The 23192-nt window shown below is 61.3% G+C and carries 18 protein-coding genes; 17 read left to right on the forward strand and 1 reads right to left on the reverse strand.

Features of this window, described 5'->3' with window-relative positions; genetic code table 11:
* The first annotated feature begins 14 nt into the window (after window positions 1-14).
* From prsK to rnhB, 8 genes are all read left to right on the forward strand, one after another.
* Window positions 15-2120 (forward strand): XrtA/PEP-CTERM system histidine kinase PrsK, encoded by a 2106-nt coding sequence (gene prsK / locus BWR02_RS10015; protein ID WP_139557595.1) that lies wholly within the window; start codon window positions 15-17, stop codon window positions 2118-2120.
* Complete coding sequence (gene prsR / locus BWR02_RS10020) at window positions 2120-3466, forward strand: PEP-CTERM-box response regulator transcription factor (RefSeq protein WP_129882363.1); 1347 nt, start codon at window positions 2120-2122, stop codon at window positions 3464-3466. The genes prsK and prsR overlap by 1 nt, the downstream gene beginning before the upstream one ends.
* A gap of 75 nt (window positions 3467-3541) precedes the next feature.
* A complete protein-coding gene (gene phoU / locus BWR02_RS10025; RefSeq protein WP_236102099.1) occupies window positions 3542-4378 on the forward strand; it encodes a phosphate signaling complex protein PhoU in 837 nt (278 codons plus the stop codon).
* 161 nt (window positions 4379-4539) lie between these two features.
* Window positions 4540-6819 carry an outer membrane protein assembly factor BamA gene (gene bamA, locus BWR02_RS10030; protein ID WP_139557596.1) on the forward strand — a complete coding sequence of 760 codons (2280 nt, stop codon included), beginning with the start codon at window positions 4540-4542 and terminating at the stop codon, window positions 6817-6819.
* Window positions 6820-7010: 191 nt separating this feature from the next.
* Window positions 7011-7517 (forward strand): OmpH/Skp family outer membrane protein, encoded by a 507-nt coding sequence (locus tag BWR02_RS10035; RefSeq protein WP_201276221.1) that lies wholly within the window; start codon window positions 7011-7013, stop codon window positions 7515-7517.
* Window positions 7518-7580: 63 nt separating this feature from the next.
* Window positions 7581-8021, forward strand: coding sequence for a 3-hydroxyacyl-ACP dehydratase FabZ (gene fabZ / locus BWR02_RS10040; RefSeq protein ID WP_139557597.1), 441 nt, complete (start codon window positions 7581-7583; stop codon window positions 8019-8021).
* Window positions 8018-8788 (forward strand): acyl-ACP--UDP-N-acetylglucosamine O-acyltransferase, encoded by a 771-nt coding sequence (gene lpxA / locus BWR02_RS10045; RefSeq protein ID WP_139557598.1) that lies wholly within the window; start codon window positions 8018-8020, stop codon window positions 8786-8788. The genes fabZ and lpxA overlap by 4 nt, the downstream gene beginning before the upstream one ends.
* Window positions 8789-8808: 20 nt before the next feature.
* Window positions 8809-9414: a ribonuclease HII gene (rnhB, locus tag BWR02_RS10050; RefSeq protein ID WP_139557599.1), complete on the forward strand. Its 606-nt coding sequence runs from the start codon at window positions 8809-8811 to the stop codon at window positions 9412-9414.
* An 83-nt stretch (window positions 9415-9497) separates the two neighbouring features.
* Here the strand turns inward: rnhB and queF are convergent, their stop codons facing one another.
* Window positions 9498-9866 carry a preQ(1) synthase gene (gene queF, locus BWR02_RS10055; RefSeq protein ID WP_139557600.1) on the reverse strand — a complete coding sequence of 123 codons (369 nt, stop codon included), beginning with the start codon at window positions 9864-9866 and terminating at the stop codon, window positions 9498-9500.
* Window positions 9867-10032: 166 nt separating this feature from the next.
* On the opposite strand from queF, the gene smc reads away from it, so the two are divergent.
* From smc to mraY, 9 genes are all read left to right on the forward strand, one after another.
* On the forward strand, window positions 10033-13563 hold the full coding sequence (gene smc, locus BWR02_RS10060; RefSeq protein WP_139557601.1) for a chromosome segregation protein SMC: 3531 nt from the start codon (window positions 10033-10035) through the stop codon (window positions 13561-13563).
* Window positions 13564-13572: 9 nt separating this feature from the next.
* A complete protein-coding gene (locus BWR02_RS10065; protein ID WP_139557602.1) occupies window positions 13573-14274 on the forward strand; it encodes a cell division protein ZipA in 702 nt (233 codons plus the stop codon).
* A gap of 4 nt (window positions 14275-14278) precedes the next feature.
* On the forward strand, window positions 14279-16324 hold the full coding sequence (gene ligA, locus BWR02_RS10070) for an NAD-dependent DNA ligase LigA (RefSeq protein WP_139557603.1): 2046 nt from the start codon (window positions 14279-14281) through the stop codon (window positions 16322-16324).
* Between the two features lie 656 nt (window positions 16325-16980).
* Window positions 16981-17439, forward strand: a complete 459-nt coding sequence (gene mraZ / locus BWR02_RS10075) for a division/cell wall cluster transcriptional repressor MraZ (protein ID WP_139557604.1) — start codon at window positions 16981-16983, stop codon at window positions 17437-17439.
* Window positions 17439-18395 carry a 16S rRNA (cytosine(1402)-N(4))-methyltransferase RsmH gene (gene rsmH / locus BWR02_RS10080; RefSeq protein ID WP_139557605.1) on the forward strand — a complete coding sequence of 319 codons (957 nt, stop codon included), beginning with the start codon at window positions 17439-17441 and terminating at the stop codon, window positions 18393-18395. Before mraZ ends, rsmH begins: the two co-directional genes overlap by 1 nt.
* Entirely contained in the window at window positions 18392-18655 is a 264-nt protein-coding gene (gene ftsL / locus BWR02_RS10085; protein ID WP_129882351.1) for a cell division protein FtsL, read from the forward strand. The genes rsmH and ftsL overlap by 4 nt, the downstream gene beginning before the upstream one ends.
* A gap of 14 nt (window positions 18656-18669) precedes the next feature.
* On the forward strand, window positions 18670-20394 hold the full coding sequence (locus BWR02_RS10090; protein ID WP_328591515.1) for a peptidoglycan D,D-transpeptidase FtsI family protein: 1725 nt from the start codon (window positions 18670-18672) through the stop codon (window positions 20392-20394).
* Window positions 20395-20398: 4 nt separating this feature from the next.
* Window positions 20399-21895 (forward strand): UDP-N-acetylmuramoyl-L-alanyl-D-glutamate--2,6-diaminopimelate ligase, encoded by a 1497-nt coding sequence (locus BWR02_RS10095; RefSeq protein WP_139557606.1) that lies wholly within the window; start codon window positions 20399-20401, stop codon window positions 21893-21895.
* A gap of 211 nt (window positions 21896-22106) precedes the next feature.
* Window positions 22107-23189, forward strand: coding sequence for a phospho-N-acetylmuramoyl-pentapeptide-transferase (gene mraY, locus BWR02_RS10100; protein ID WP_139557607.1), 1083 nt, complete (start codon window positions 22107-22109; stop codon window positions 23187-23189).
* Window positions 23190-23192 lie beyond the last annotated feature (3 nt).

A 23192-nucleotide genomic window follows, 5' to 3' on the forward strand; every position in this document is an offset into this window, starting at 1 on the left:
GCGCGTTGGCCGTGATGGCCGTCGGTACGCTCAGCTACCTTTCGGGCGCGCTGGCCCAGCTGTTCCTGGCGGTGCTGCTGACGCTCCGCCGACCGCAGAGCTTGCGGGGTCGCTGGCTGATCCTGTCATCAACGGTCACGACCGCCTGGTGCCTTTTGCTGGCGCTACAGGAGGCGTTCGGTGTTCTGCCAGCGGCGCTGATCTGGACCATCGAACTGCTGCGCGATTACGTCTGGCTGGCTTTCTTCGGAAAGCTGCTGGGCCAGCATGAAGGCGTTGCGTACCCGCCCAGGCAGCGAGGTATCGGCGCGGTTCGCGCCAGCGTGCAGGTGGCCGTGCTGAGCATGGGACTTTACGCATGGCTCACTCCCTATCTGCAGTCCAGTTTTCCGCAATTCTTCAGCAAGTCCTGGCAGGAATTCGGGCTGGTCGCACTGTCCATTCTGGGGCTGGCGCTGGTCGAGCAGGTGTACCGCAACACCCGGCCGGACCTGCGCTGGCGGATCAAGCTGATCTGCCTGGCACTGGGAGGAATGTTCGCCTACGACTTCTATCTGTACACCGACGCGCTGCTGTTTGATCGCATCAATCCCGACCTTTGGGCGGCGCGGGGGGCCCTCGCCGGCATCGTCGTTCCCCTGATCGCCACCTCGGCAGCGAAGAATCCGGAATGGAATCTGGATCTGTACATCTCCCGGCGCATCGTCTTCCACTCGGCAACGCTGCTGGGGACCGGCATCTATCTGCTCTCCATGGGCACCGTCGGCTACTACATCCGTGTGTTCGGCGGCGAGTGGGGGCCGGTCATACAGATCGTGTTCGTCGCGGCCGCCTCGCTGGCGTTGGTGTTGCTGCTCTTTTCCGCACAGACGAGGGCGCGCGTCAGAGTCTACCTGACCAAGAATTTTTTCAACTACGCCTACGACTATCGCGAGGAGTGGCTTACTCTGACCCGAACGCTGGCCGATGCCGCTTCGGGCTTGAGCCTCGAGGAGCGAGTCATCTACGCCATCGGGCGCTTGGTCGAAAGCCAGAACGGCGTGCTGTGGTGGCGGGACTCGACCGGGGCATTGGCCTGGCGGGCCAGCTATGGCGCGCCTCAAGTGGACGTCGCGCGCCTGGAGAGCAACGATCCGGTGGTAGCATACATGATGGAGCGCGAATGGATCGTGAATCTGGCGGAGATGGAGTCCATGCCCGAAGCCTATGACGGGCTGCAGCCGCCTGTGTGGCTGAAACCGGAAAGCAACGCCTGGCTGCTGCTGCCGATGTTCCGTGACGAAGGGCGGTTGTACGGCGTGTTGCTGCTGTCGAAGCCGCGGGCACCCATCAAATGGGACTGGGAAGTGCTTGATTTGCTGAAGACGGCCAGCACCGTGGCGGCTAGCTACCTGGCGCTGGATGATGCCGGCCGGCAGTTGACTGAAGCGCGCCAGTTCGAAGGCTTCAACCGCCTGTCGGCGTTTGTGATCCATGACCTGAAGAATCTGATCGCGCAGTTGACGCTGGTGTTGCGGAACGCCGAGCGCCATCACGACAACCCGGCCTTCGTGCGCGACGCCTTCAAGACCCTGGACCACGTCGTGGAACGCATGAATCGTTTGATGAACCAGTTGCGCAACGCGGGTCCAAGTGTCGTGTCGGAGTCGGTCGATGTCGGACGGCTCCTCGGTGAGGTGACGACCGCGCGTGCTTCACAGGTGCCGGCGCCGCTGTTCCAGGACGGTGCGGAAGGGGTCGTGGTGACGGCGAATCGCGATCGCCTGTTTTCCGCCTTCGAACACATCGTACACAATGCACAGGATGCCGCCGGCAAACACGGTCGCGTAGAGTTGCGCGTCATGCATCCGGCACCGGACAGCGTCGCCATAGAGATAGAAGATACCGGCCCGGGCATGAGCGCAGAGTTCATCCGGACCCGGCTGTTCCGGCCCTTCGATACGACGAAGGGTCTGACCGGCATGGGCATCGGCGCGTATGAGTCGCGCGAGTATGTGCGTTCAATCGGGGGCGAAATGGTGGTTACCAGCGAACAGGGGAAGGGCACGACGTTCCGCATCGTGATCCCCAGACAGAACGCCGAAAATCGGCAGGAACAGCGTGTGGAGGCACTGGCGTGATGGATCAGACATTGCTGATCGTTGAGGATGATCCTGGTCTGCAGAGCCAGTTGCGGTGGAGTTTTACCGATTACAAGGTCTGTGTTGCCGACGACCGGGAATCGGCGTTGGCTGCAGTTCGGAAACATGAGCCTGACGTCGTGACCCTCGATCTCGGTCTTCCTCCGGATCCTGGTGGTGTTTCCGAAGGCTTCGCGACGCTGCAGGAGATCCTGTCCGCTGCGCCGCATACCAAGGTCATCGTGATCACGGGCAACGACGATAAGGTCAATCCGGCCCGTTCGATCGGTTTGGGTGCCTACGATTTCTACCAGAAGCCCATCGATCCGGAGATTCTGGCTTTCGTGGTCGAGCGTGCCTTCAGGTTGCGTGCGCTCGAGGAGGAGAACCGGAAGCTGTCCCGCCTGCACATCACGAATCCACTGGAGGGGATTGTTGCCGCGAGTCCCGAGATGCACGAGATGTGCAGGATGGTCGAGCGCCTGGCACCGACCGACATGACGGTGCTGCTGCTCGGCGAGAGCGGTACCGGCAAAGAGGTGCTGGCCCGGGCGCTGCATCGGCTGAGCCCCCGGGCGAACAAGCCATTTATCGCGGTAAATGCGGCCGCGATCCCGGAGACGCTGCTCGAAAGCGAACTCTTTGGTTATGAACGCGGCGCCTACACCGGCGCCGCGCAGCAGACCAAGGGCAAATTCGAACTTGCGAATGGCGGCACGTTCTTTCTCGATGAGATTGGCGACATTCCGTTATCGCTGCAGCCCAAGCTGCTGCGCGTGCTGCAGGACCGGGTCCTGGAGCGCGTCGGTGGCCGGCAGGAAATCAAGGTTGATGTGCGGGTCATTGCCGCGACGCACCAGAATCTTACCCGACTGATCGAGCAGAGCCTGTTCCGCGAGGATTTATTCTTTCGTCTGAATGAGATGATCATCAATATCCCGCCGCTGCGTGAACGAACCGGGGATGCGGTCGTGCTCGCAAACGCCTTTCTCGAAACGTTCAACAAACAGTTCAGTCGCAACCTCCTGGGCTTCTCCGACAGCGCGCTGGCCGCGCTCGAGGCCTACCACTGGCCGGGAAACGTCCGCGAAGTCCAGCACAAGGTCAAGCGGGCGGTGGTCATGGGTGCGGGGCCACTGATCGAGCCCAAGGATCTGGAATTGTCGGAGGGCGAGACCAGACCTCGCGTCACGCCCTTGCGTGAGGCGCGTGAAGCGGCGGAGCGCAAAGCCCTCTGCGCGGCGCTTACCGAGGCGGGTGAGAACGTTTCGAAGGCTGCGGAGCTGCTTGAAATCACTCGTCCGACACTGTATGCGTTGCTGAACCGTTTCAATCTGAAGGTCTGAAGCGTCGCGGTCGATCACGCTACCCGTTACGGTAGGGTGGTCGCCGCCGTGCCAAGGCCCGATAATGCGCCATCGGTGACCGTCCGCAGCGGTTACGATGTGTTCGCAGTCACGAACAGCACCCAGCAACAGCGGACCCTTGCCGGTGAAGCCCCATTTCAGCAGGCCAACATGACGACCATCTCGGATCCTGAAAATACCCACGGTCATATCTCCAAACAGTATGACCACGAACTGTTCGACATCCGGAGCCGGGTGCTGAGTCTCGGCGGGCTCGTCGAGGAGCAAATCGCAAGTGCGGCGCAATCCTTGATGGAAGGCAACGTCCCGCTCGCCGAGCGAGTGATTGCGGACGATTACAAGGTCAACTCGCTGGAAGTGTCGATCGACGAGGAGTGCACGCAGATTCTTGCGCTGCGACAACCGACCGCTCGGGACCTGCGGCTGGTGGTTGCGGTGATCAAGACCATTACCGATCTGGAACGCATCGGTGACGAAGCCAAACGGATTGCACGGCACGGGATCGACCTGGCCTCGCATTATCCGAAGCGCAACCAGTTGACGGAAGTCGAACAGTTGGCCCGACTGGTCCGAGCTCTGATCCGTCAGGCCCTGGACGCCTTCGCGCGCATGGACGTCGACTCGGCGCTTCAGGTGGCGCAGCAGGACAGGCAGGTCGACAGCGTTTACGAAAACATCATGCGGCAGCAGATCACCTACATGATGGAGGATCCGCGCCTGATTCCGGTGTGTCTGGCGATTATGTGGTCGTCGCGCTCACTCGAGCGCATTGGTGACCGCGCCTGCAACATCTGTGAATACGTCATCTACTACGTTAAGGGAAAGAACATCCGGCATATCAGCCTGGAGCAGGTGCAGCAGGATTTGTTGGGCCGCGGACGCCGGGACTAGGTGTCTTTGCTCGACGCTGCTGGGGCGGCTTCGCGACGGTGCCTGACTCTTGCCCAGTGGCGCTTTCGCGCACCGATCAATACAATACGGATCTGCAGTGCCGAAGCGGTTATCGTTTTCCGCTTTGTTGTCCTCCCCCCGGCAGTCTCTGATTCCACCCTATGAAGCGTTTGCGACTGGCGGCCGCGTTGCTGTTCTTGGCGGTCACCTCAACGACGGTCTGGGCCTTTGATTCATTTGTGATCGACTCGATTCGTGTCGAAGGGCTCGAGCGGGTGTCCGAGGGCACGGTGCTGAACTACCTGCCGGTCAAGGTGGGCGACGTGTTCGACCAGAAACAGTCGACCGAATCGATCAAGGCGCTGTTCAAGACCGGTTTCTTCAAGGACGTGCGTCTGGAACACGATGGCAGTCAGTTGGTGGTTCTGTTGGAGGAGCGTCCCGCCATCGCCAGCATCACCCTCGAGGGCAACAAGGATCTGAGCTCGGAAGAGTTGCTGAAGGCACTGAAAGGCATCGGCCTCTCCGAAGGCAAGGTCTTCGATCGACAGATTCTGGATAAGGTCGAACAGGAACTGCGGCGGCAGTACTACAGTCGCGGAAAATATGGTCTGCAAATCGACTCGGAAGTTGCCGATCTCGATCGGAACCGCGTTGCGGTCACGATCAAGATTTCCGAGGGAAAAGTAGCGAAGATCAAGCAGATCAATGTCGTAGGCAATGCCGCCTTCGAAGACGAGGATTTGATCGACGAGTTCGAGCTCAGTACGAGCAACTGGCTGTCCTGGTATACGAAGGACGACCAATATTCGAAGCAGAAGCTGTCAGCGGATCTCGAACGTCTGCGCTCGTATTACCTGGATCGCGGCTACATCAAGTTCGAGATCGAATCCACACAGGTTTCGATTACTCCCAACAAGAAGGAGATTTACGTTACGGTCAACGTCCGGGAAGGCGACGTCTACAAGGTCAATGAGGTGAAGCTGACCGGCAAGATGATCGTACCGCCGGACCAGATCATGCCGCTGGTCCAGATCGGACCGGAAGACACTTTTTCCCGCAAGCTGGCGACCGAAACATCGAAGGGCATCTCGGATCGTCTGGGCGAAGAAGGGTTCATCTTCGCCAACGTCAACATGGTGCCGGACATCAACGAAGAGAAGAAATCGGTCAACATCACGTTCTTCGTCGATCCCGGCAAACAGGTTTACGTCCGCCGTATCAACTTTCAGGGGAACACCAAGACGCGAGACGAAGTTCTGCGGCGGGAGATGCGGCAGATGGAAGCGGCCTGGGCATCATCCACGAAGATTGAGCGGTCAAAGATGCGCCTGGAGCGGTTGGGGTACTTCCAGGAGGTCAATGTCGAGACGCCGGCCGTTCCCGGCACCGCGGACCAGATCGACGTGAACTACAGCGTGGTCGAGAAGTCGTCGGGGAATATCACCGCCGGCGTCGGCTTCTCGCAGGTGCAAGGGATCATCGTCAATGCCGCGGTGACCCAGGACAATGTCTTCGGTACGGGGAAGCGGGTCAATCTGACCTTCAACAACAGCCAGGTCAACACCATTTACCAGTTCGGCTATCTGGACCCGTATCTGACCCTGGACGGCATCAGTGGGGGATTCGACGCATCCTATCGGGAAACCAACTTCGCGCAGGCCAATCTGGCGCAGTACCTGACGGACGTTGGTGCCGTCGGTGTCAACGTCGGCGTGCCCTTTACCGAATTCGACAGCCTGCGCACCAACCTCGATTACGAGTATACGAACCTAAAGACGACCAACCAGACGCCGACGCAGATTTTGGATTTCATCTCCGAGAACGGTAACGCGTTCAACGAGTACACGGTGGCTCTGGGTTACACCCACGACACCCTGAATCGTGCGATTTTTGCGACACAGGGCGGTTCACACACGGTGCAGGTGCTCGGCGCCATGCCCTTCTCCGACCTGGACTACTACAAGGCGAGTTTGCGGTCGCGGCACTATTTTCCGCTCGCGCAGGACCTCACGCTGTTGCTCGGGGGGGAAATCGCCTATGGCGGCGGCTATGGCGGCACCAGTCAGCTACCGTTCTTCGAAAACTACTTCGCCGGTGGTCCGAACTCGGTTCGAGGGTTCTTGCAGAACACCCTCGGTCCACGCGACTCGAACAACCGGCCGATCGGTGGTTCCAGTAAGTTGATCGGTTCGGCCGAATTGCTGTTCCCGGTGCCCTTGATCAAGGAAAGCAAGAACCTGCGTCTCGGGGCCTTCGTCGATGCCGGTAACGTATTCGATGGGGGCTACGACTTCAACGAAATCCGCGTTTCCGCGGGGTTGTCCGCCCGTTGGCTGTCGCCGTTCGGTGCGATCATGGTCAGTCTGGGCCAACCACTGAATTCCAAGCAGGGCGACCGCATCCAAAACTTCCAATTCAATTTCGGCTCCGGATTCTGAGTGAGGGACCTGTACAGTCGCTCCCGTTCGGGGAGTTCTTGTATAATCCGGAGATTGCCGAGCTGTCAGCGCACTTGGCGGAGCGGCGTCCAAGTCGAAACCACTGCTTCAGGAGTCTATGCTTCCCGGTTTTTTTACGGGAGTCTAGCGGAGCTTCAGGATTCAATAAAGTAGGTATGGGACCTTTAATCATGCGTAGAAGATTGCTGAGCGTTTTCGTGGTGTTCGTATTCGCGAGCCCTTCCTTTGCTGCCGACCTCAAGATCGGCTTCGTCAACGTGGCGCGGTTGCTGGAAAAGGCGCCCCAGGCCGAGGCCGCCAAGAAGGACCTTGAGCGGGAATTCAAGCCACGAGACTCCAAATTGGTCAGCGAGCAGAAGACAATCAAGGCGTTGGAGGAAAAGCTGGCTAAGGACGAGGCTGTCATGAACGAAGCCGAGCGGCAAAAACTGGAGCGCGACCTGATGAACCGCAAACGCGATGCTAAGCGCGTACAAGATGAGTTCAGGGAAGACTTCAACCTCCGCCGCAACGAGGAACTCGGCAAATTGCAGAAGTCCATCTTCGAGGCGATTCAGTCCCTGGCCAAGGAAGAGAACTATGACCTGCTGCTGACCGACGGTGTCGTTTTTGCGAAGGAAAGCATCGATATCACCAATAAGATTGAGCAGAAACTGCAGGCGAGTTTCAAGCGCTAACCCGCGTCGGGAAGCTAGTTGCTCCATGCGCTCCCTATAGGCTTTTAACTGCAGGAATTCTCATTGGATATTCAACAGATAAAGGAGTACCTCCCGCATCGCTACCCTTTCTTGCTGATCGATCGCGTGGTCGCCTGCGAACCGGGCGTTCGTCTCGTCGGGTACAAGAACGTCACCTACAACGAGCCGTTCTTTACGGGACATTTTCCCGAGCAGCCGATCATGCCAGGTGTGCTGATCATTGAGGCGCTGGCGCAAACCACGGGTTTGCTGGCGGCGGAGACTGCGCCGAGCGTGCTGGGCAAGGGCAAGACCTACTACTTGGTGGGTCTCGACAAGGTCCGTTTCAAGCGCCCGGTCGTGCCCGGCGATCGCTTGACGCTGGAGGCGACCTATCTGCGGCACAAGCGGAATATCTGGGCATTCTCTTGCCGTGCCGAGGTCGACGGTGAATTGGTCGCCAGTGCGGAGATCATGTGCGCCGCCGCGGAGCAGGAGACTTGATTCATCCTTCCGCCATCATCGATCCGTCGGCGCAGATCGCGGACGGTGTGTCTATCGGCCCCTTTTCGATCATCGGCCCGGGGGTTTCGATCGGTTCCGGCACGGAGGTCGGGCCCCATGTCGTGATTCGTGGTCCTACGCGCATCGGTTGCGACAATCGCATCTTCCAGTTCGCGTCCGTCGGCGAAGACCCGCAGGACAAGAAGTACGGCGGCGAGTCGACCACGCTGGAAATCGGCGATCGCAATGTGGTTCGGGAGTTCGCCACGATCCATCGCGGCACGGCTCAGGATCGGGGCATAACGCGGATCGGTAGCGACAATCTCTTCATGGCCTACACCCATGTCGCCCACGATTGCGTGGTGGGTAACCGCATCATCATGGCGAACGCGGCTTCCTTGGCCGGGCACGTGGAGGTCGATGACTTCGCGATTCTGGGCGGTTTCAGCCTGGTGCATCAATTCTGCCGGATCGGGCAGTACAGTTTTTCTGCGATGGGGAGCGTCATCTCGCGCGATATCCCTCCCTATGTCATGGTCGGCGGGCGGCCGACGAAGCCCTACGGGATCAACTCGGTCGGACTGGAGCGCAATGGTTTCGGTTCGGAAGCCCTGCGCCAGATCAAAAAGGCCTACAAGATCATCTACAAGGCCGGTTTCAAGCTGGATGAGGCCATCAAGCTACTGGACGAAGTTACCGTCGAGCATCCGGAGATCGTGCCTCTGGTGGACTTCCTGAAGACCACCGGCCGCAGCATCATGCGCTGATTCGCGCGCGTCGGGTCCCTATGGTCGTTCGTTCCGTTTCATCTGGGCCACTCATTGCGGGAATCGACGAGGCGGGGCGGGGCGCTCTCGCTGGTCCTGTGATTGCCGCGGCTGTGCTATGGGATCCCGCCGCGGGCGCGATCGAAGGTCTGGACGACTCGAAGCGCTTGCAGCCCATGCGCCGTGAAGTGATGGAAGGTCTGATCAAGGACCGTGCAGTGGCATGGGCCATCGGTCGTGCCGAAGCAGGCGAAGTTGATCGGGTCAACGTGCTGGAGGCGTCGATGCTCGCGATGGAACGTGCCTATCGGTCCCTGACTGTGGTGCCCGATGAGGTTCTCGTCGATGGCAACCGCTTTCCACCGTTGGGCTGCAACGGCCGCGCAGTCGTTGGCGGCGACGGCACCATCCCCGCGATCATGGCGGCGTCGATTCTGGCGAAAGTCGCTCGGGATCGGGAAATGGTGTTGCTGGACGCGCTCTATCCACACTACGGGTTTCTCCTGCACAAGGGCTACCCGACCCGCGCACACAGGCAGCGCTTGCTTGCCTACGGGCCTTGCGCAGTCCACAGGCGAACGTTCGCACCGGTCCGGGCCTGCGTCGAGGGGCCGTCAAGTTCGTGACACATGTCGAGACAGGCCGGAAACCCTGTTGTTTCCCCGCGGCGGCGCGCTACGCGCGCGGTGCCTGGCGGGGGCGTCGCGGTTTACGGAAGTTGGAGCGGTGGGCTGGGAGTCCAGTCCTGGGCTCGATGCTCGGCCACCACGGTCGTATAGATACCGCCTCGCACATTGAAGCGAGCCGTGATGCGCATGAAGCGTGGCCGGCAACATCCGCAGAGTTCGGTCAGTATGCGGTTGGTGACCGCTTCGTGAAACGCGCCCTGATCCCGAAAACTCCAGATGTAGAGTTTGAGTGCCTTCAATTCGATGCAGAGTCCGTCGGGTACGTATTCGAGCACGATCGTCGCGAAATCCGGCTGGCCGGTCTTGGGGCAGAGGCAGGTGAACTCCGGGATCTCGATGCGGATCGTGTAGTCGCGGTCGGTCCGGGGGTTTTCAAAAGTTTCGATCATGGGTGTTTTGGTTGGGCAGATGATTCAGATGGGCGCTGCATGTCGGCAGGTGTCGTGCTCGAAGACAGGCGCCGTGAATTCCCGAATTTGAGTCGTTACATGGGCGCCATGTTCCCGTGTCGCGTGCAAGGCCCGGGTGGTCCAAATTCCGCAGAGGCTTGGCGCGATGCGGCTTGAAAAAATCAAGCTGGCCGGATTCAAGTCATTCGTGGATCCGACGACACTGCCCTTGCCCGGTAACCTGGTGGGGGTGGTAGGTCCCAACGGTTGTGGGAAGTCAAACATCATCGACGCCGTGCGATGGGTCATGGGCGAAAGCTCGGCCAAACATCTCCGGGGCGACACGATGGCGGACGTCGTCTTCAACGGGTCCAGCACGCGCAAACCGGTCGGCGTCGCGTCCGTGGAACTGTTGTTCGACAATACCGACGGTCGCGCGACGGCAGAATACGCAGGCTACCAGAAAATCGCAATCAAGCGGCAGGTTGGCCGTGATGGACAATCCACCTATCTGCTCAACGGTTCGCGCTGTCGCCGCAAGGACATCACCGACCTGTTTCTCGGCACCGGTTTGGGCGCACGCAGTTACGCGATCATCGAGCAGGGAACAATCTCCCGCTTGATCGAAGCCAAGCCGGACGAACTCCGCGGGATCGTCGAGGAAGCGGCCGGCATATCCCGCTACAAGGAACGACGCCACGAGACCGAGATCCGGATGCGCCATACCCGGGAGAATCTGGAGCGTGTCGATGATCTGCGCGGGGAACTGACGAAACAGGTCGAGAGCCTGCAGCGGCAGGTCAAGAAGGCGGAGCGCTACCTGGCCTTGCGGGATGAGGAGCGCCGCTCGAGGAGCAACCTGCTGCGACTGCGTTGGCAGGCCTCACGCGCCGCCATGACCCAGTTGCATACCGAGCTGGAGGGGTTGGGCGCTGCTCTGCGGGAGGCCGTGTCGGCGGGCCGGGAAAGCGGCGAGAAGGCGGCCGAGTGGCAGTTGGCGCGGGAGCGTCGGCAGTCCGAGATGCAGGAAGTCCAGGCTAGCTTCTACGAGGTCGGTGCCGATATCGGCCGCCTCGAGGACCTGATTCGCCGGTCAGAGAAGTCGCGGGAGGAAACCGTGAAGGACCTTCAGCGTCTGGAAGCGGAGACGCAGCGGGCCGGCGCGGAACTTCAGCACGACCGGGCGCAGCTCGCCGAGGTTCGGCGGGAGCTTGTCGAACTCGCCGGAATTCTCGATGCGTCGCGGTCGACGGCACAAGCAGCGACCGCCCGGAAGGAAGCCGCTGGCCAGGGGGTACGCGCGGCCCGGATCCAACTCGAGGCCGTGCAGTCCCGACTGGCCCAGGCAGCGAGCCGCACCGAGATCATTCGCGCGCGCGATCGCCAACTCGGAGAGCAGCAGCGTCAGACCGACGTTCGCTGGCAGCGGCTGGCCGACGAACGCCGGGACCTGGAGGCGGGGCTCGGCGGCGATGAACTTGAGTCGCTGCGCCAGACCATCGCCGAAGAAGAGGCGCTGGTCGCGGAGCATGCCGCGCGGGTCGAGGAATTGACGGGAGCCTTGAAGGAGGGTCGGACGCGGCTGGAAGAGCAGCGGCTCGGTCTGAACTCGGTGCGGGCCGAAATCCATACGGCGCAGGGGCGCCTCAGCTCCCTGGAGCTCTTGCAGCAGCACGCCATGGGTAAAGACCGTGCGGCCGTCCAGGCTTGGCTGGCACAGCTCTCGCTGGACCAGGCGCCGCGGCTGGCCGAACGCCTGGATGTCGGTCTCGGCTGGGAGGCCGCGGTGGAGGAAGTGTTGGGGCAGCACCTCGAAGCCCTGTGCATCGACAGCATGCAACCCTTTCTGAATGCGCTGGTGGCAAGCCCGCCGCAGGAATCTCTGGCTTTTTTCGAGACCTGTGATGTTGTGCCGCGTTCCTCTCCCCAGGACAAGGCGCTGCCGCGGTTGCTGGATCAGGTGGCTGCTCCGTGGCGGCTCGAAGCGCTGCTCTCCGGTGTGTTTTGCGCCCCCGATCTGTCCGCGGCTGTGGCGGCCGGCGCCTGGCTCGAGGACCACGAGTCGGTCGTCACTCAAAAGGGCGAGCGGCTCGGGCGCGGTTGGGTCAGGTTACAGAAGGCCGAGGATGCGAGAAGCGGCGTCATCCGGCGTGAGCGGGAGGTGCGTCAGGCCAAGGATGCGCTGCAGCGCTTGCTGGCCGACGAAGGCGATCTCGCCGGCAAGATTGCAACACTGGAGCGTGAGCTGTCGGCGGCCGAGGAAGAGCGGCTCCGACACGAACAGGAACGACGTCGACTCGAACGTAGCGTGCTCGAACTGCGCAATGCGGAACATCAACTGAACGCACGCCAGCAGCAGGCGCTCAAGCGTCTCGCCGCGGTCACGCGAGAACTGGAGGAAGCGGAAGCGCTGCGGGTGGATCTGGCGGAGCAGCGGGCCGAAGCGGGCCAGGAGCTCCGCGAGACCGGGGCCGCCATCGATGCGCAGACGGCGGAGGTCACGGTGTGTCGGGAACTGCTCGCAGATGCCGAAGAGGCGTGGACCGAAGCGGAGCGGATTTGGCAGTTGGCCCAGGATGAGCTCCGTCGCCTGGAGAGCCGTGACGAATCCCTGCGCTCGAATGAGCGATTGACCGCGAGTCACCTGGAGCGTGCGGAAGCCCATGCGACCGATGCGGACCTGCGGCTAAAGGATCTGCGCGAACGCTTCGAAGATCAGCCGCTGGTCGAGGCGGAGAAGGAGCGACTCGCTGAGCTCAGGAGCGAACGGGAGCGGCTCGAAAGCCTGCTGGCCGACCATCGTGGCCGGTTGGGCGATATCGACAAGGCGGCACGCGAGGCAGCGGAAGAGCGTCTCCGGCATGAGCGGGAGATCGAGCGGATCAAGGAACGCCTCGAACGGACCCGGATCGAGCTCGAGGGACACCAGGTGCGCGAGGACGGCTTGCGAGAGCAACTGACGGAATTGGGGCTCACCGTGGAAGTGAGTCCGGATGCGGGGGAGGGTGGGCTTACCGCTGAAGCGGGCACGGAAGCGGAGCTGCAGCAGGCCATCAGCCGGCTCGCTCAGGATATCGAGAAGCTCGGCCCGGTGAATCTGCTCGCCGTAGAAGAGTTTGCCGACCAGAAGGCGCGCCTCGATCTCTTAGAGCAGCAGCGTGCCGATCTCAACGAGTCGCTGGAGATCCTGATGCAGGCCATCGAGAAGATCGACCGAGAGTGCCGCGCGCTGTTCAAGGGGACTTTCGAACGGATCAATTCGGGATTTCAGGTCATGTTTCCGAAGCTGTTCGGCGGTGGCAACGCCTATCTGGAACTCAACGAGCGCGATCTGCTCGAAGCGGGCGTCAGCGTGATCGCGCGTCCGCCCGGCAAGCGCAACAGCTCCATTCACCTGCTGTCCGGGGGCGAGAAGGCGCTGACGGCAGTCGCGTTGGTGTTCGCAATCTTCGAGTTGAACCCGGCACCGTTTTGTTTGCTGGACGAGGTCGATGCGCCGCTCGACGATGCGAACGTCGGCCGCTTTTCGGCGTTGGTCAAGGAAATGTCGGAGAGGGTACAATTTTTGTTTATCACGCATAACAAGGTCACTATGGAAATTGCCGACTATCTGGCCGGAATCACGATGCGGGAACCGGGCGTATCGCGCATCGTTGCCGTGGATATCGAAGCGGCGGTCGAACTGGCGAACGCATGAGGCAACAGGATGGACAGAGAGACGGTTAGGCTTATTCTGCTGATCATCGGAGTCGTCGTGATCGCGGCCATTTATCTGCATGGTCGCTACGGCTCGATGCTCGTGCGCCATCGACGCTCGTCCGATGGTTTGGGGGAACTGCCCGCGGACTGGTCCGGCGGTGATGGCGCGAACGCCGAGAACTGGTCGTCCGCGGACGTTTACGATGAAGCGGCGGACGATGAGCGTGGCGATGGGTTTAATGAGAGTGTGCCCTCGACGGCGCTAAAGGAGGATTCGCGACTGACGCAGGACAATGCGGTCGGCGCTCCTTTCCTGATTCAGGCCAGCGTAGTCGCCCGGCGTGGCGAGACCTTCTCCGGCGAGGAATTGCGCGATGCGCTGCTGGACCTGGGGCTCGTGCACGGCGAAATGGATATCTTCCACCGCTACGACCGCAGCTTTCGGGAGCCGTTGTTCAGTGTCGCGAGCCTGGTAAAGCCCGGTACCTTCCCGATGGACGACATGAAGGCCTTCGATTGCCCAGGGGTCGTCTTCTTTTTTCAGCCCACCAAAGTGCCGGATCCGCTCGCAGTATTCGATGACTTGTTTGAGACCAGCCGAGATCTCGCGGAAAAGCTCGACGGCATCGAGTGGGACGAGCACCGGGAACCGCTGACCGAAGAGAGCGTGCGGGCCCTGCGCGAACGGGTCGAAGCGGCCTGCGGCTGACCCGGTGCCAGCACCCGACTCGGCGCGCCGGCGCGCCACGGATCTGCGCGAGCAGATCCGTTTTCACGACCGGCAATATCATCAGCTCGATGCCCCGCAGATCACCGATGCCGAGTACGATCAACTCGTGCGTCAGTTGCGCGACCTCGAAGCCGAATTTCCCGATCTGGTAACGGCTGATTCGCCGTCGCGACGCGTCGGTGCAGCGCCGCTGCGAACCTTCGCGCCAGTGCAGCATGAGGTGCCCATGCTGTCACTGGATAACGCCTTCACCGCGGACGAAGTGACCGCTTTCGATCGCCGCGTCAGGGAACGTCTGGAACTGGAATCCACCGAGGTGGGCTACGTCGCCGAGCCAAAGCTCGACGGTCTGGCCGTGAGTCTCCTCTACGAAGGGGGCAGGTTGGTGCGGGCTGCGACCCGGGGCGATGGACGGACCGGCGAAGATATCACTGCGAATGTGCTGACGATACGGGAGATTCCGGCCCGCCTGCGCGGCTCCGCCTTCCCCGGCCGGTTTGAAGTTCGCGGCGAAGTCTTCATGCCCAGGGAAGGCTTCCGCCAGTTGAACGAACGGGCGCGTGCGGCAGGCGAAAAGACCTTCGTGAATCCGCGCAACGCGGCGGCCGGGAGCCTGAGGCAGCTCGATTCCCGGATTACCGCAGCCAGGCCGCTGGCCTTTTTCGCCTATGGGCTCGGCCTCTTTCCCGGCGACGCATTGCCGGCGGAGCACGACGAATTGCTCACTGCGCTGCAGGCCTGGGGACTACCGGTCTGTCCGGAAGTCGAGAAAGTGTCGGGTCTTGCGGGCTGCCTCGCTTACTTCGCGCAACTGTCCGCAAAGCGACCCACGCTGCCGTATGAGATAGACGGGGTTGTCTACAAGGTCAGCCGATACCGCTATCAGACCCTGCTTGGTTATGTTGCCCGCGCCCCCCGCTGGGCCATCGCCCACAAGTTCCCGGCGGAGGAAGCCACGACTCGGGTCGAGGCGATTGAGGTTCAAGTCGGGCGCACCGGCGCGTTGACTCCCGTCGCGCGCTTGTCGCCGGTGTTCGTTGGGGGCGTGACGGTCACTAATGCGACCCTGCATAACCTCGACGAGGTGCGTCGCAAGGACATTCGTGTGGGGGATATGGTAGTCGTTCGAAGGGCCGGCGATGTGATCCCTGAGGTCGTCAGGGTGCTGCCGGAACAGCGCGCGCCGGAGGCGCCCGAGTTTGTGATGCCGGGTTCTTGCCCGGCGTGTGGGTCAGTCGTCGAAACCATCCCCGGGGAGGCAGTGTCCCGCTGCAGTGGAGGGCTGTACTGTCCTGCGCAGCACAAGGAGGCCATCAAGCACTTCGCGTCGCGCCGCGCCATGGATATCGACGGGCTCGGTGACAGGCTGATTGACCAGTTACTGGATCGGAAGCTCGTGGGCACCGTCGCGGATCTTTACCACCTCACCGCTGAGGATCTCGAGTCACTGGACCGCATGGGGCGCAAGTCGGCGCAGAACCTCATCGCAGCGCTCGAGACCAGCAAGGCTAGTACCTTGGCGCGCTTCCTGTACGCACTGGGTATCCGCGAGGTCGGCGAGGTCACCGCACAAATACTCGCGCGGGAGTTCGGCACGCTCGAGGCGATCATGGCGGCGGACCGGGTGCGCCTCATGGCAACGCGTGACATCGGCCCGACGGTGGCGGCTCACATAGAGACCTTTTTTGCCCAGTCGAGCAACCGGGACGTCATTGCGCATCTGCGGGCGGCTGGCGTGCATTGGCCCGATGAAACGGCCGTTGCGGGTGCGGGCCCCCTCTCCGGACAGCGTTTCGTGCTGACTGGAACGCTGGAGTCGATGCCTCGCGCCGAGGCCAAACGGCGCATTGAGACGCTCGGGGGACAGGTCGTCGGTTCGGTTTCTTCGGCGACCAGCTATCTGGTTGTCGGCGCAGACCCGGGCTCCAAGCACTCCAAAGCAGAGTCCCTCGGGATTCCGATCTTGCTGGAACCTGCGTTCATCGCTCTTCTCAGTCGTGCCGAAGCGGGCGGCACGATCCCCGAATAAGCCCCATGCCTAGTCCGCGCGCTGCGTCGGGCTGCACTCCGTGCTTCACATCCCACTGCGTCTGAGCTCTCGGCGCATTCTCGAGACTCGACCGACCCAACTCATCGGGAAAAACCCGAAATCCCGTATCCGCACCAGGTTAGTCCCTGATGGCGGCACCGTCCCGACACCATCCAACTATGTGCATCAATCGTAATCTATACAGTATCTTGTGCTTGACGATATCTACGACCACATTTTATAGTGACGCTTAAAGAAGTCGCCGGTATTCGGAGGACCTCCTGGAAAGCAACCAGTTGTGGGCTATGTCCGACGCGGCCGAAACGAACTTTTCCATTGGGGTATCTGGGCAGGCACCACCCGCGCCCGGCGAATCGCCCGCGATTAACCCACTCGAGACCTCGGATGAATCAGCCGCATTGCGCTGCGGCCAGGAGGGTGGCGTTCGATCGCCTGCTTAAAGATTTGAAATAAAAGATGTTATTTTTGCGTCGCCTACTTCGGTCGCCGGATGGAATCCGCCTGCGTGTCTGATCACAGTCCCCATCATAGAACCTTGTCGAAACTTCTCCTTGACTTGCATCAGGCAGGTTTCTATAGTCGTGCGCGTGGGGAAAAGTGGGGAGAAATGGGGAACAGTGGTGTAGGGGGGGGATTTGTTTCGGGGCATCAACGCCATCAATTTGGACGAGAAGGGTCGGATGGCGATTCCGACCCGCTACCGTGCCGAATTGGCGGAGTCGTGTGACGGACAGATGATCCTGACGATTGGCTTCGATCGATGCCTGCTGTTGCTGCCTTTGCCGACCTTTGAGGACGTCGAGCGCAAGCTGATGAAGCTGCCGATGATGGATCCCCGCGTACAGCGCGTGAAACGGCTGCTGATCGGGCATGCGGCCGAATGCGAACTCGATGGGCAAGGTCGGTTTCTGGTGCCTGAACTGCTCCGAAGTTTTGCCGGTATATCGAAGCGGGTTGCGCTGGTTGGACAGGGCAACGTGTTCGAGATCTGGGACGAAGAGTCTTGGCATCAGAACCGCGAACAATGGCATGGGGTGGTCGGTCTCGATGACTTGCGGGAGCTGTCTCCCGAGCTTGGATCCCTCACCTTTTGATGGCAGCCGGACAGGAGTTCCGCCACGCCCCGGTCTTGCTGGAAGAGTGCATTGAAGGTCTGGCGATCCAGTCCGACGGCCTGTACATCGACGGCACCTTCGGGCGCGGCGGGCACAGCGCGGCCGTTCTTGAGCGCCTCGGTGAATCCGGCCGGCTACTGGCGCTGGACCGCGATGCCGAAGCTGTGGGTTCGGCCAGCGCCTTGGTCTTGGCTCAAGATCGCCGGTTCCGTATCGCGCATGCGCGGTTCGGCGAACTCCGCGAGCTTGCCTCTGAGGCCGGTTGGGCGGGGCGGGTATCGGGCATCTTATTGGATTTGGGCGTCTCGTCGCCCCAACTGGACGACGGCGGCCGGGGCTTCAGCTTTATGCGGGACGGGCCCCTCGACATGCGTATGGACCAGAGCCAGGGGATGACGGCTGCAGAGTGGTTGGCCGTGGTCAGTGAAGCGGAACTTTGCCGGGTGATAAAGGAATATGGAGAGGAACGCTATGCTCGCCGGATTGCGCGCGCCATTGTGGAACGCCGTGCGCGAGGTGCTCTGGTGAGCACGGCGCAGCTTGCCTCCCTGGTCGCGGCCGCGATGCCGCGACGGGAGAAAGGTCAACATCCCGCAACGCGTACTTTCCAGGCGATTCGTATCCATACCAACCAGGAACTGAACGACATTCAGGCGGTACTCGAACAGGCGGTGGACGTGCTCGCGACCGGCGGGCGTTTGGTCGTCATCGCGTTCCACTCATTGGAGGACCGTATCGTCAAACGTTTTCTGCGTGACGAGAGCCGAGGCGGGCACGCCGATGACGCCGCGTTGGGTTGGCCCGCAATGACGGGTTGGCAGGCGCCGCGGCTGCGGCGCGTGGGGCGCGCGATTCGGGCCGGGACCGGCGAAATCGCCGCCAACCCGCGCGCGCGCAGCGCGGTATTGCGCATTGCCGAGAGACTGCCGTCGTGAAAGTGGTCGCCATATTGATTGCCGTGCTGGTGGCCTCAGCGTTGGGGGTCATCTATGCGAAGTACCGATCGCGGATGTTGTTTACCGAGGTTCAGCGGCTGGAACAGTCGCTCGAGGCCTACGATGTCGAATTGGGTCAGTTGCAGCTTGAACAGAATACTTGGGCCGAGCACAGCCGTATCGAGAAGCTGGCCCATACACGGCTCGGCATGATACTGCCGTCCCGGGAATCGATCATTTACCTTCACGTCGGACAATAGCGCGGGTTACGATCATGATGATTTACCCTACTTCCTCGAAGCGCCTCGACGATGATGAATACGCGGTGCGGTGGCAGGTTCTGCTGTTCCTGATACTGGCAGGTTTGCTCGTGCTCATGGTGCGTGCTTCTTACCTCCAGGTGCTGAACCGTCAATTTCTGCAGAACGAGGGTGATCGACGCCATGTGGGCGTCATGCCGATTCCCGCGCATCGCGGGCGCATTCTGGACCGCAATGGCGAATTGCTGGCTATCAGTTCGCCCGTCAAATCGGTATGGGTCAATCCTCGGGAATTCAATCCGACCGAAGAGCAGTTGCGGCTGATTGCCGGCATTCTGCGCCTGCCTGTGACGGGAGTGCGGGCGCATGTCACGGGGCAGGACGAGGGTACTTTTGCCTTTCTGCGGCGGCGCACGAGCCCGGAGCTGGCGGATCGCGTTCTGGCTCTCGGGGTTCCTGGCGTATATGCCGACCGGGAGTATCAACGCTATTATCCGAGCGGAGAAGTAGCCGCTCATGTCGTCGGTTTCAACGACATCGATGACCGCGGCCAGGAGGGAATTGAGCTGGCTTATGACCGCTCGCTGAGAGGTGTTGAAGGCGGTCGGAAAATCATTCGCGACGGCCGTCGACGTATTATCGAGGACCTCGACGAGGTCACTGAACCGGTAGCAGGCAAGGATGTCCGGCTGACGATCGATCAGCGGCTCCAGTACCTTGCTTACCGGGAGCTCAAGGCGGCCGTGCAAAAGAATCGCGCGAAGTCGGGGAGCCTGGTGCTGCTGGACGCGCGCAATGGCGACATTCTCGCGATGGTCAATCAGCCCTCTTTCAATCCCAACAGCCGGCAGGGTTTGAAAGGCAATCTGTTCCGTAATCGTGCGATAACGGATCTGTTCGAGCCCGGCTCCACCATGAAGCCATTCGCCGTCGCTTGTGGTCTCGAGCTGGGTCTGTTTAGGCCCGAGTCGGTGATCAACACCAATCCGGGCTCCCTGCGGGTCGGCACCAATGTTGTCAAGGATATGCACAACTATGGTGTCATGAACGTGACCCGCATCCTGCAAAAGTCCAGCAATGTTGGCGTGAGTCGCATCGCACTCGCGATTCCTTCCGCGAAGTTTTACGCCTTCTACAATAATCTCGGTTTCGGCCAGCCCCTTCACACGGGGTTCCCAGGCGAGGCGCAGGGCCGGTTGCCACATCACCGGGGCTGGAACCATTTCGAACAGGCCACGCTGTCCTTCGGCTACGGGCTTTCCACCTCGGTGCTCCACTTGGGGCGTGCATATCTCGCATTCGCCAACGAGGGGCGCGTTCCCTCGGTGAACCTCGTCGCTCAGCGCGAGGCCTCAAAAACCTATCAGGTGATGTCGGCCAAGACGGCGGCATCGGTTCGCACCATGCTGGAGCAGGTCGTCACACGGGAGGGTACCGCGCTTCGCGCCGCCGTTCCTGGATTCCGCGTCGCAGGCAAGACCGGCACGGTCAAGAAGGCAATGGGACGACGCGGGTATGCGTCGGCTGCGCATTCTGCGGTTTTTGCCGGGCTGGCACCGGCCAGTGACCCCCGCCTGGTCATGGTGGTCATGATCGACGAGCCCTCGGCCGGTGAGTATTACGGCGGCACCGTGGCGGCACCGGTCTTTTCGAGCGTCATGGAAGGAGCCTTGCGGCTGTTGAACGTCGTTCCGGATGAGCCTACCAGCTTTCCGTTGCTGACGGCGCAGGGAGACTGATTCCATGGCTCTCGGAACGGGCGAGCGGTCGATCCCGTTGAGTGAATTGCTCGGCGGTCTCGTTCCGGTGAGCGTAGGCGGTGCGGTGGAAGTGAGTGGGCTGTGTCTTGATAGCCGCGCCGTTCGTCCGGGGGACCTTTTCGTCGCCGTGGCGGGCCATCAGCAACATGGGATGCAGTTCAGCGCGGAAGCGGTTCGGCGAGGCGCTCGCGCCATCCTGTATGATCCGGCGGGCGGCGGTGAGGCTTACGCCGGGGCGCTGCGAGATCTGCACTGCGTTCCCGCCGAAGGACTCCTCCAAAAGGTCGGCTTCATAGCCGACCGTTTTTTTGGACAGCCCTCATCGCACCTGGACGTTATTGCCGTGACAGGGACGAATGGAAAGACCTCATGCACCCATTTTTTGGCCAACGCGCTGACCAACGGTGATCGAGCCGCCGTGATCGGTACGCTGGGTTGGGGGGTACCCGGTCATCTGCTGCCCACCGACCAGACAACCCCGGACGCTATCGGCATCCACTCGATTCTTGCGGAGATCAGGGCACGGGGTGTGCGGTGCGTGGCGCTCGAGGCCTCGTCGCACGGGTTGGTGCAGGGTCGGCTCAACGGGGTCTTGGCGAAGGCGGCTCTGTTTACCAACATCACGCGGGATCATCTCGATTACCACGGCACGCATGAGGCCTATGTGGCCGCAAAAATGCGATTGCTGGATTTTGCCGGTCTGGAGACCATCGCCTTCAACGCGGATGACCCCGTAACCCGCCAGGTTGGCGAGCGCCTGCCCTCGGGGGTGGTCGGAATCCCCTTCAGTGTGGCGGGGAGCAAGATGGCTGAGGCCGCCGGCGTGGTGGCGCGGCGAATCGAACAGCACGACGAGGGCCTGCGCCTGTCCGTCGAATATGCCGGTTGCGATGCCGATTTCGTCGTGCCTCTGTTCGGACACTATAACGCCGAGAACATTCTTGGTGTGCTTGCGGTAATGCTCGGCTTGGGCTTCGGGCTTGCCGACTCCGTGGAGCGTATCGGGAACGTTCGACCGGTTCCCGGTCGCATGGAGCATTTTCGCAGCGCCGCCGGTGCCAACATCGTGGTCGACTACGCCCACACGCCCGATGCGCTCGAACGCGTTCTACTGAGCCTCCGTCGCGGCTGCGCCCGCGATCTCTGGGTCGTCTTCGGGTGCGGTGGTGAACGCGATCGGGGAAAGCGACCGTTAATGGGGCGTATCGCCGGAGAACTCGCAGACCATGTCGTGATCACCGACGATAATCCTCGCCGCGAGGACGGTGACGCGATTGTCGCCGACATCCTGGCAGGGTGCGCCGGAAGCGACGTCCGGGTTCAGCGTGACCGGCGCCAGGCCATGCAGATTGCAATAGCGGCGGCCGCCGCAGGCGACGTGGTTTTGATCGCCGGAAAAGGCCATGAGGTCGTGCAGGACGTCAATGGCACGAAAACACCATTCGATGACCGCGTGGTGGCGCGCGAGTTAATGCAGTGAATGGCGTAGGATGCGGGCCGGTGCGGCGACGGCCAACCCACTTGAATGCGGGCGCACAACTACGGATTGCGACCGTCGGTACCAATCGAGGTTTCATGCTTTACAAATACGAAATACAACCTGACTTGCCGCGACATCCGGCTTCTCACCCGCCTCGGTGCATTGGGTCACCGAGTCGTTTCGCCGCGGGTATTTGCCGCTGGAGCTCGCCATGCTTCTGACCCTGACGCGCTGGCTGGAAAGCTATTTTGACATTTTCCGTGTTTTCAACTACCTGACCTTCCGCGGGATCCTCGGGGTACTCACAGCTTTGTTGATCTCGTTTCTGGTCGGGCCGGCGATGATTCGGCGGCTGAGCCGTTACAAGATCGGGCAAAGCATTCGTGAGGACGGGCCGCAGAGCCATTTCTCGAAGGCCGGCACGCCGACCATGGGCGGTGCATTGATCCTGGTTTCGATCGCCGCCAGCACCCTGCTCTGGGGAGACCTGACCAATCGTTACATCTGGACCGTGCTCTCGGTCACGCTTGCCTTTGGCATCGTCGGTTTCGTCGATGACTACCGTAAGCTGGTACTGCGAAACAGCAAAGGGTTGCTGGCTCGCGAGAAGTACTTCTGGCAGTCGGTGTTCGGCCTCGCGGCCGCCTTGTTTCTTTACTTCTCGGCGTCGACGCCAGCCGAGACGCAATATATCGTGCCGTTCTTCAAAAGCGTTGTGATCGATCTCGGTCCCGGGTACGTCTTGCTGACCTATCTCGTCATCGTAGGCACTAGCAATGCCGTGAACCTGACCGACGGTCTCGACGGTCTTGCGATCATGCCAACCGTGATGGTCGGAGGGGCCCTCGGCATCTTCGCCTACGCGTCGGGGCACGCGAGCTTTGCCGAATATCTGGGTATCCCTTTCGTACCGAAGGCGGGCGATCTGGTTGTATTCTGCGGCTCACTGGTCGGCGCGGGTCTCGGGTTTCTGTGGTTCAATGCCTATCCTGCTCAGGTTTTCATGGGCGACGTGGGCGCGCTGGCTCTCGGCGCGGCACTCGGTGCCCTGGCTGTCCTGGTACGCCAGGAAGTTGTGCTGATGATCATGGGCGGCGTCTTCGTAATGGAAACGGTCTCGGTCGTATTGCAGGTCGCCTCCTTCAAGATGACCGGAAAGCGCATCTTCCGCATGGCGCCGCTGCATCATCATTTCGAGCTCAAGGGCTGGCCGGAGCCGCGCGTGATCGTTCGTTTCTGGATCGTCACCGTCATTCTGGTGCTCGCCGGTCTGGCGACCTTGAAGCTGCGCTGAGCA

Origin of the sequence: Methylotetracoccus oryzae, from assembly GCF_006175985.1 — a bacterium.
Classification (GTDB): domain Bacteria; phylum Pseudomonadota; class Gammaproteobacteria; order Methylococcales; family Methylococcaceae; genus Methylotetracoccus; species Methylotetracoccus oryzae.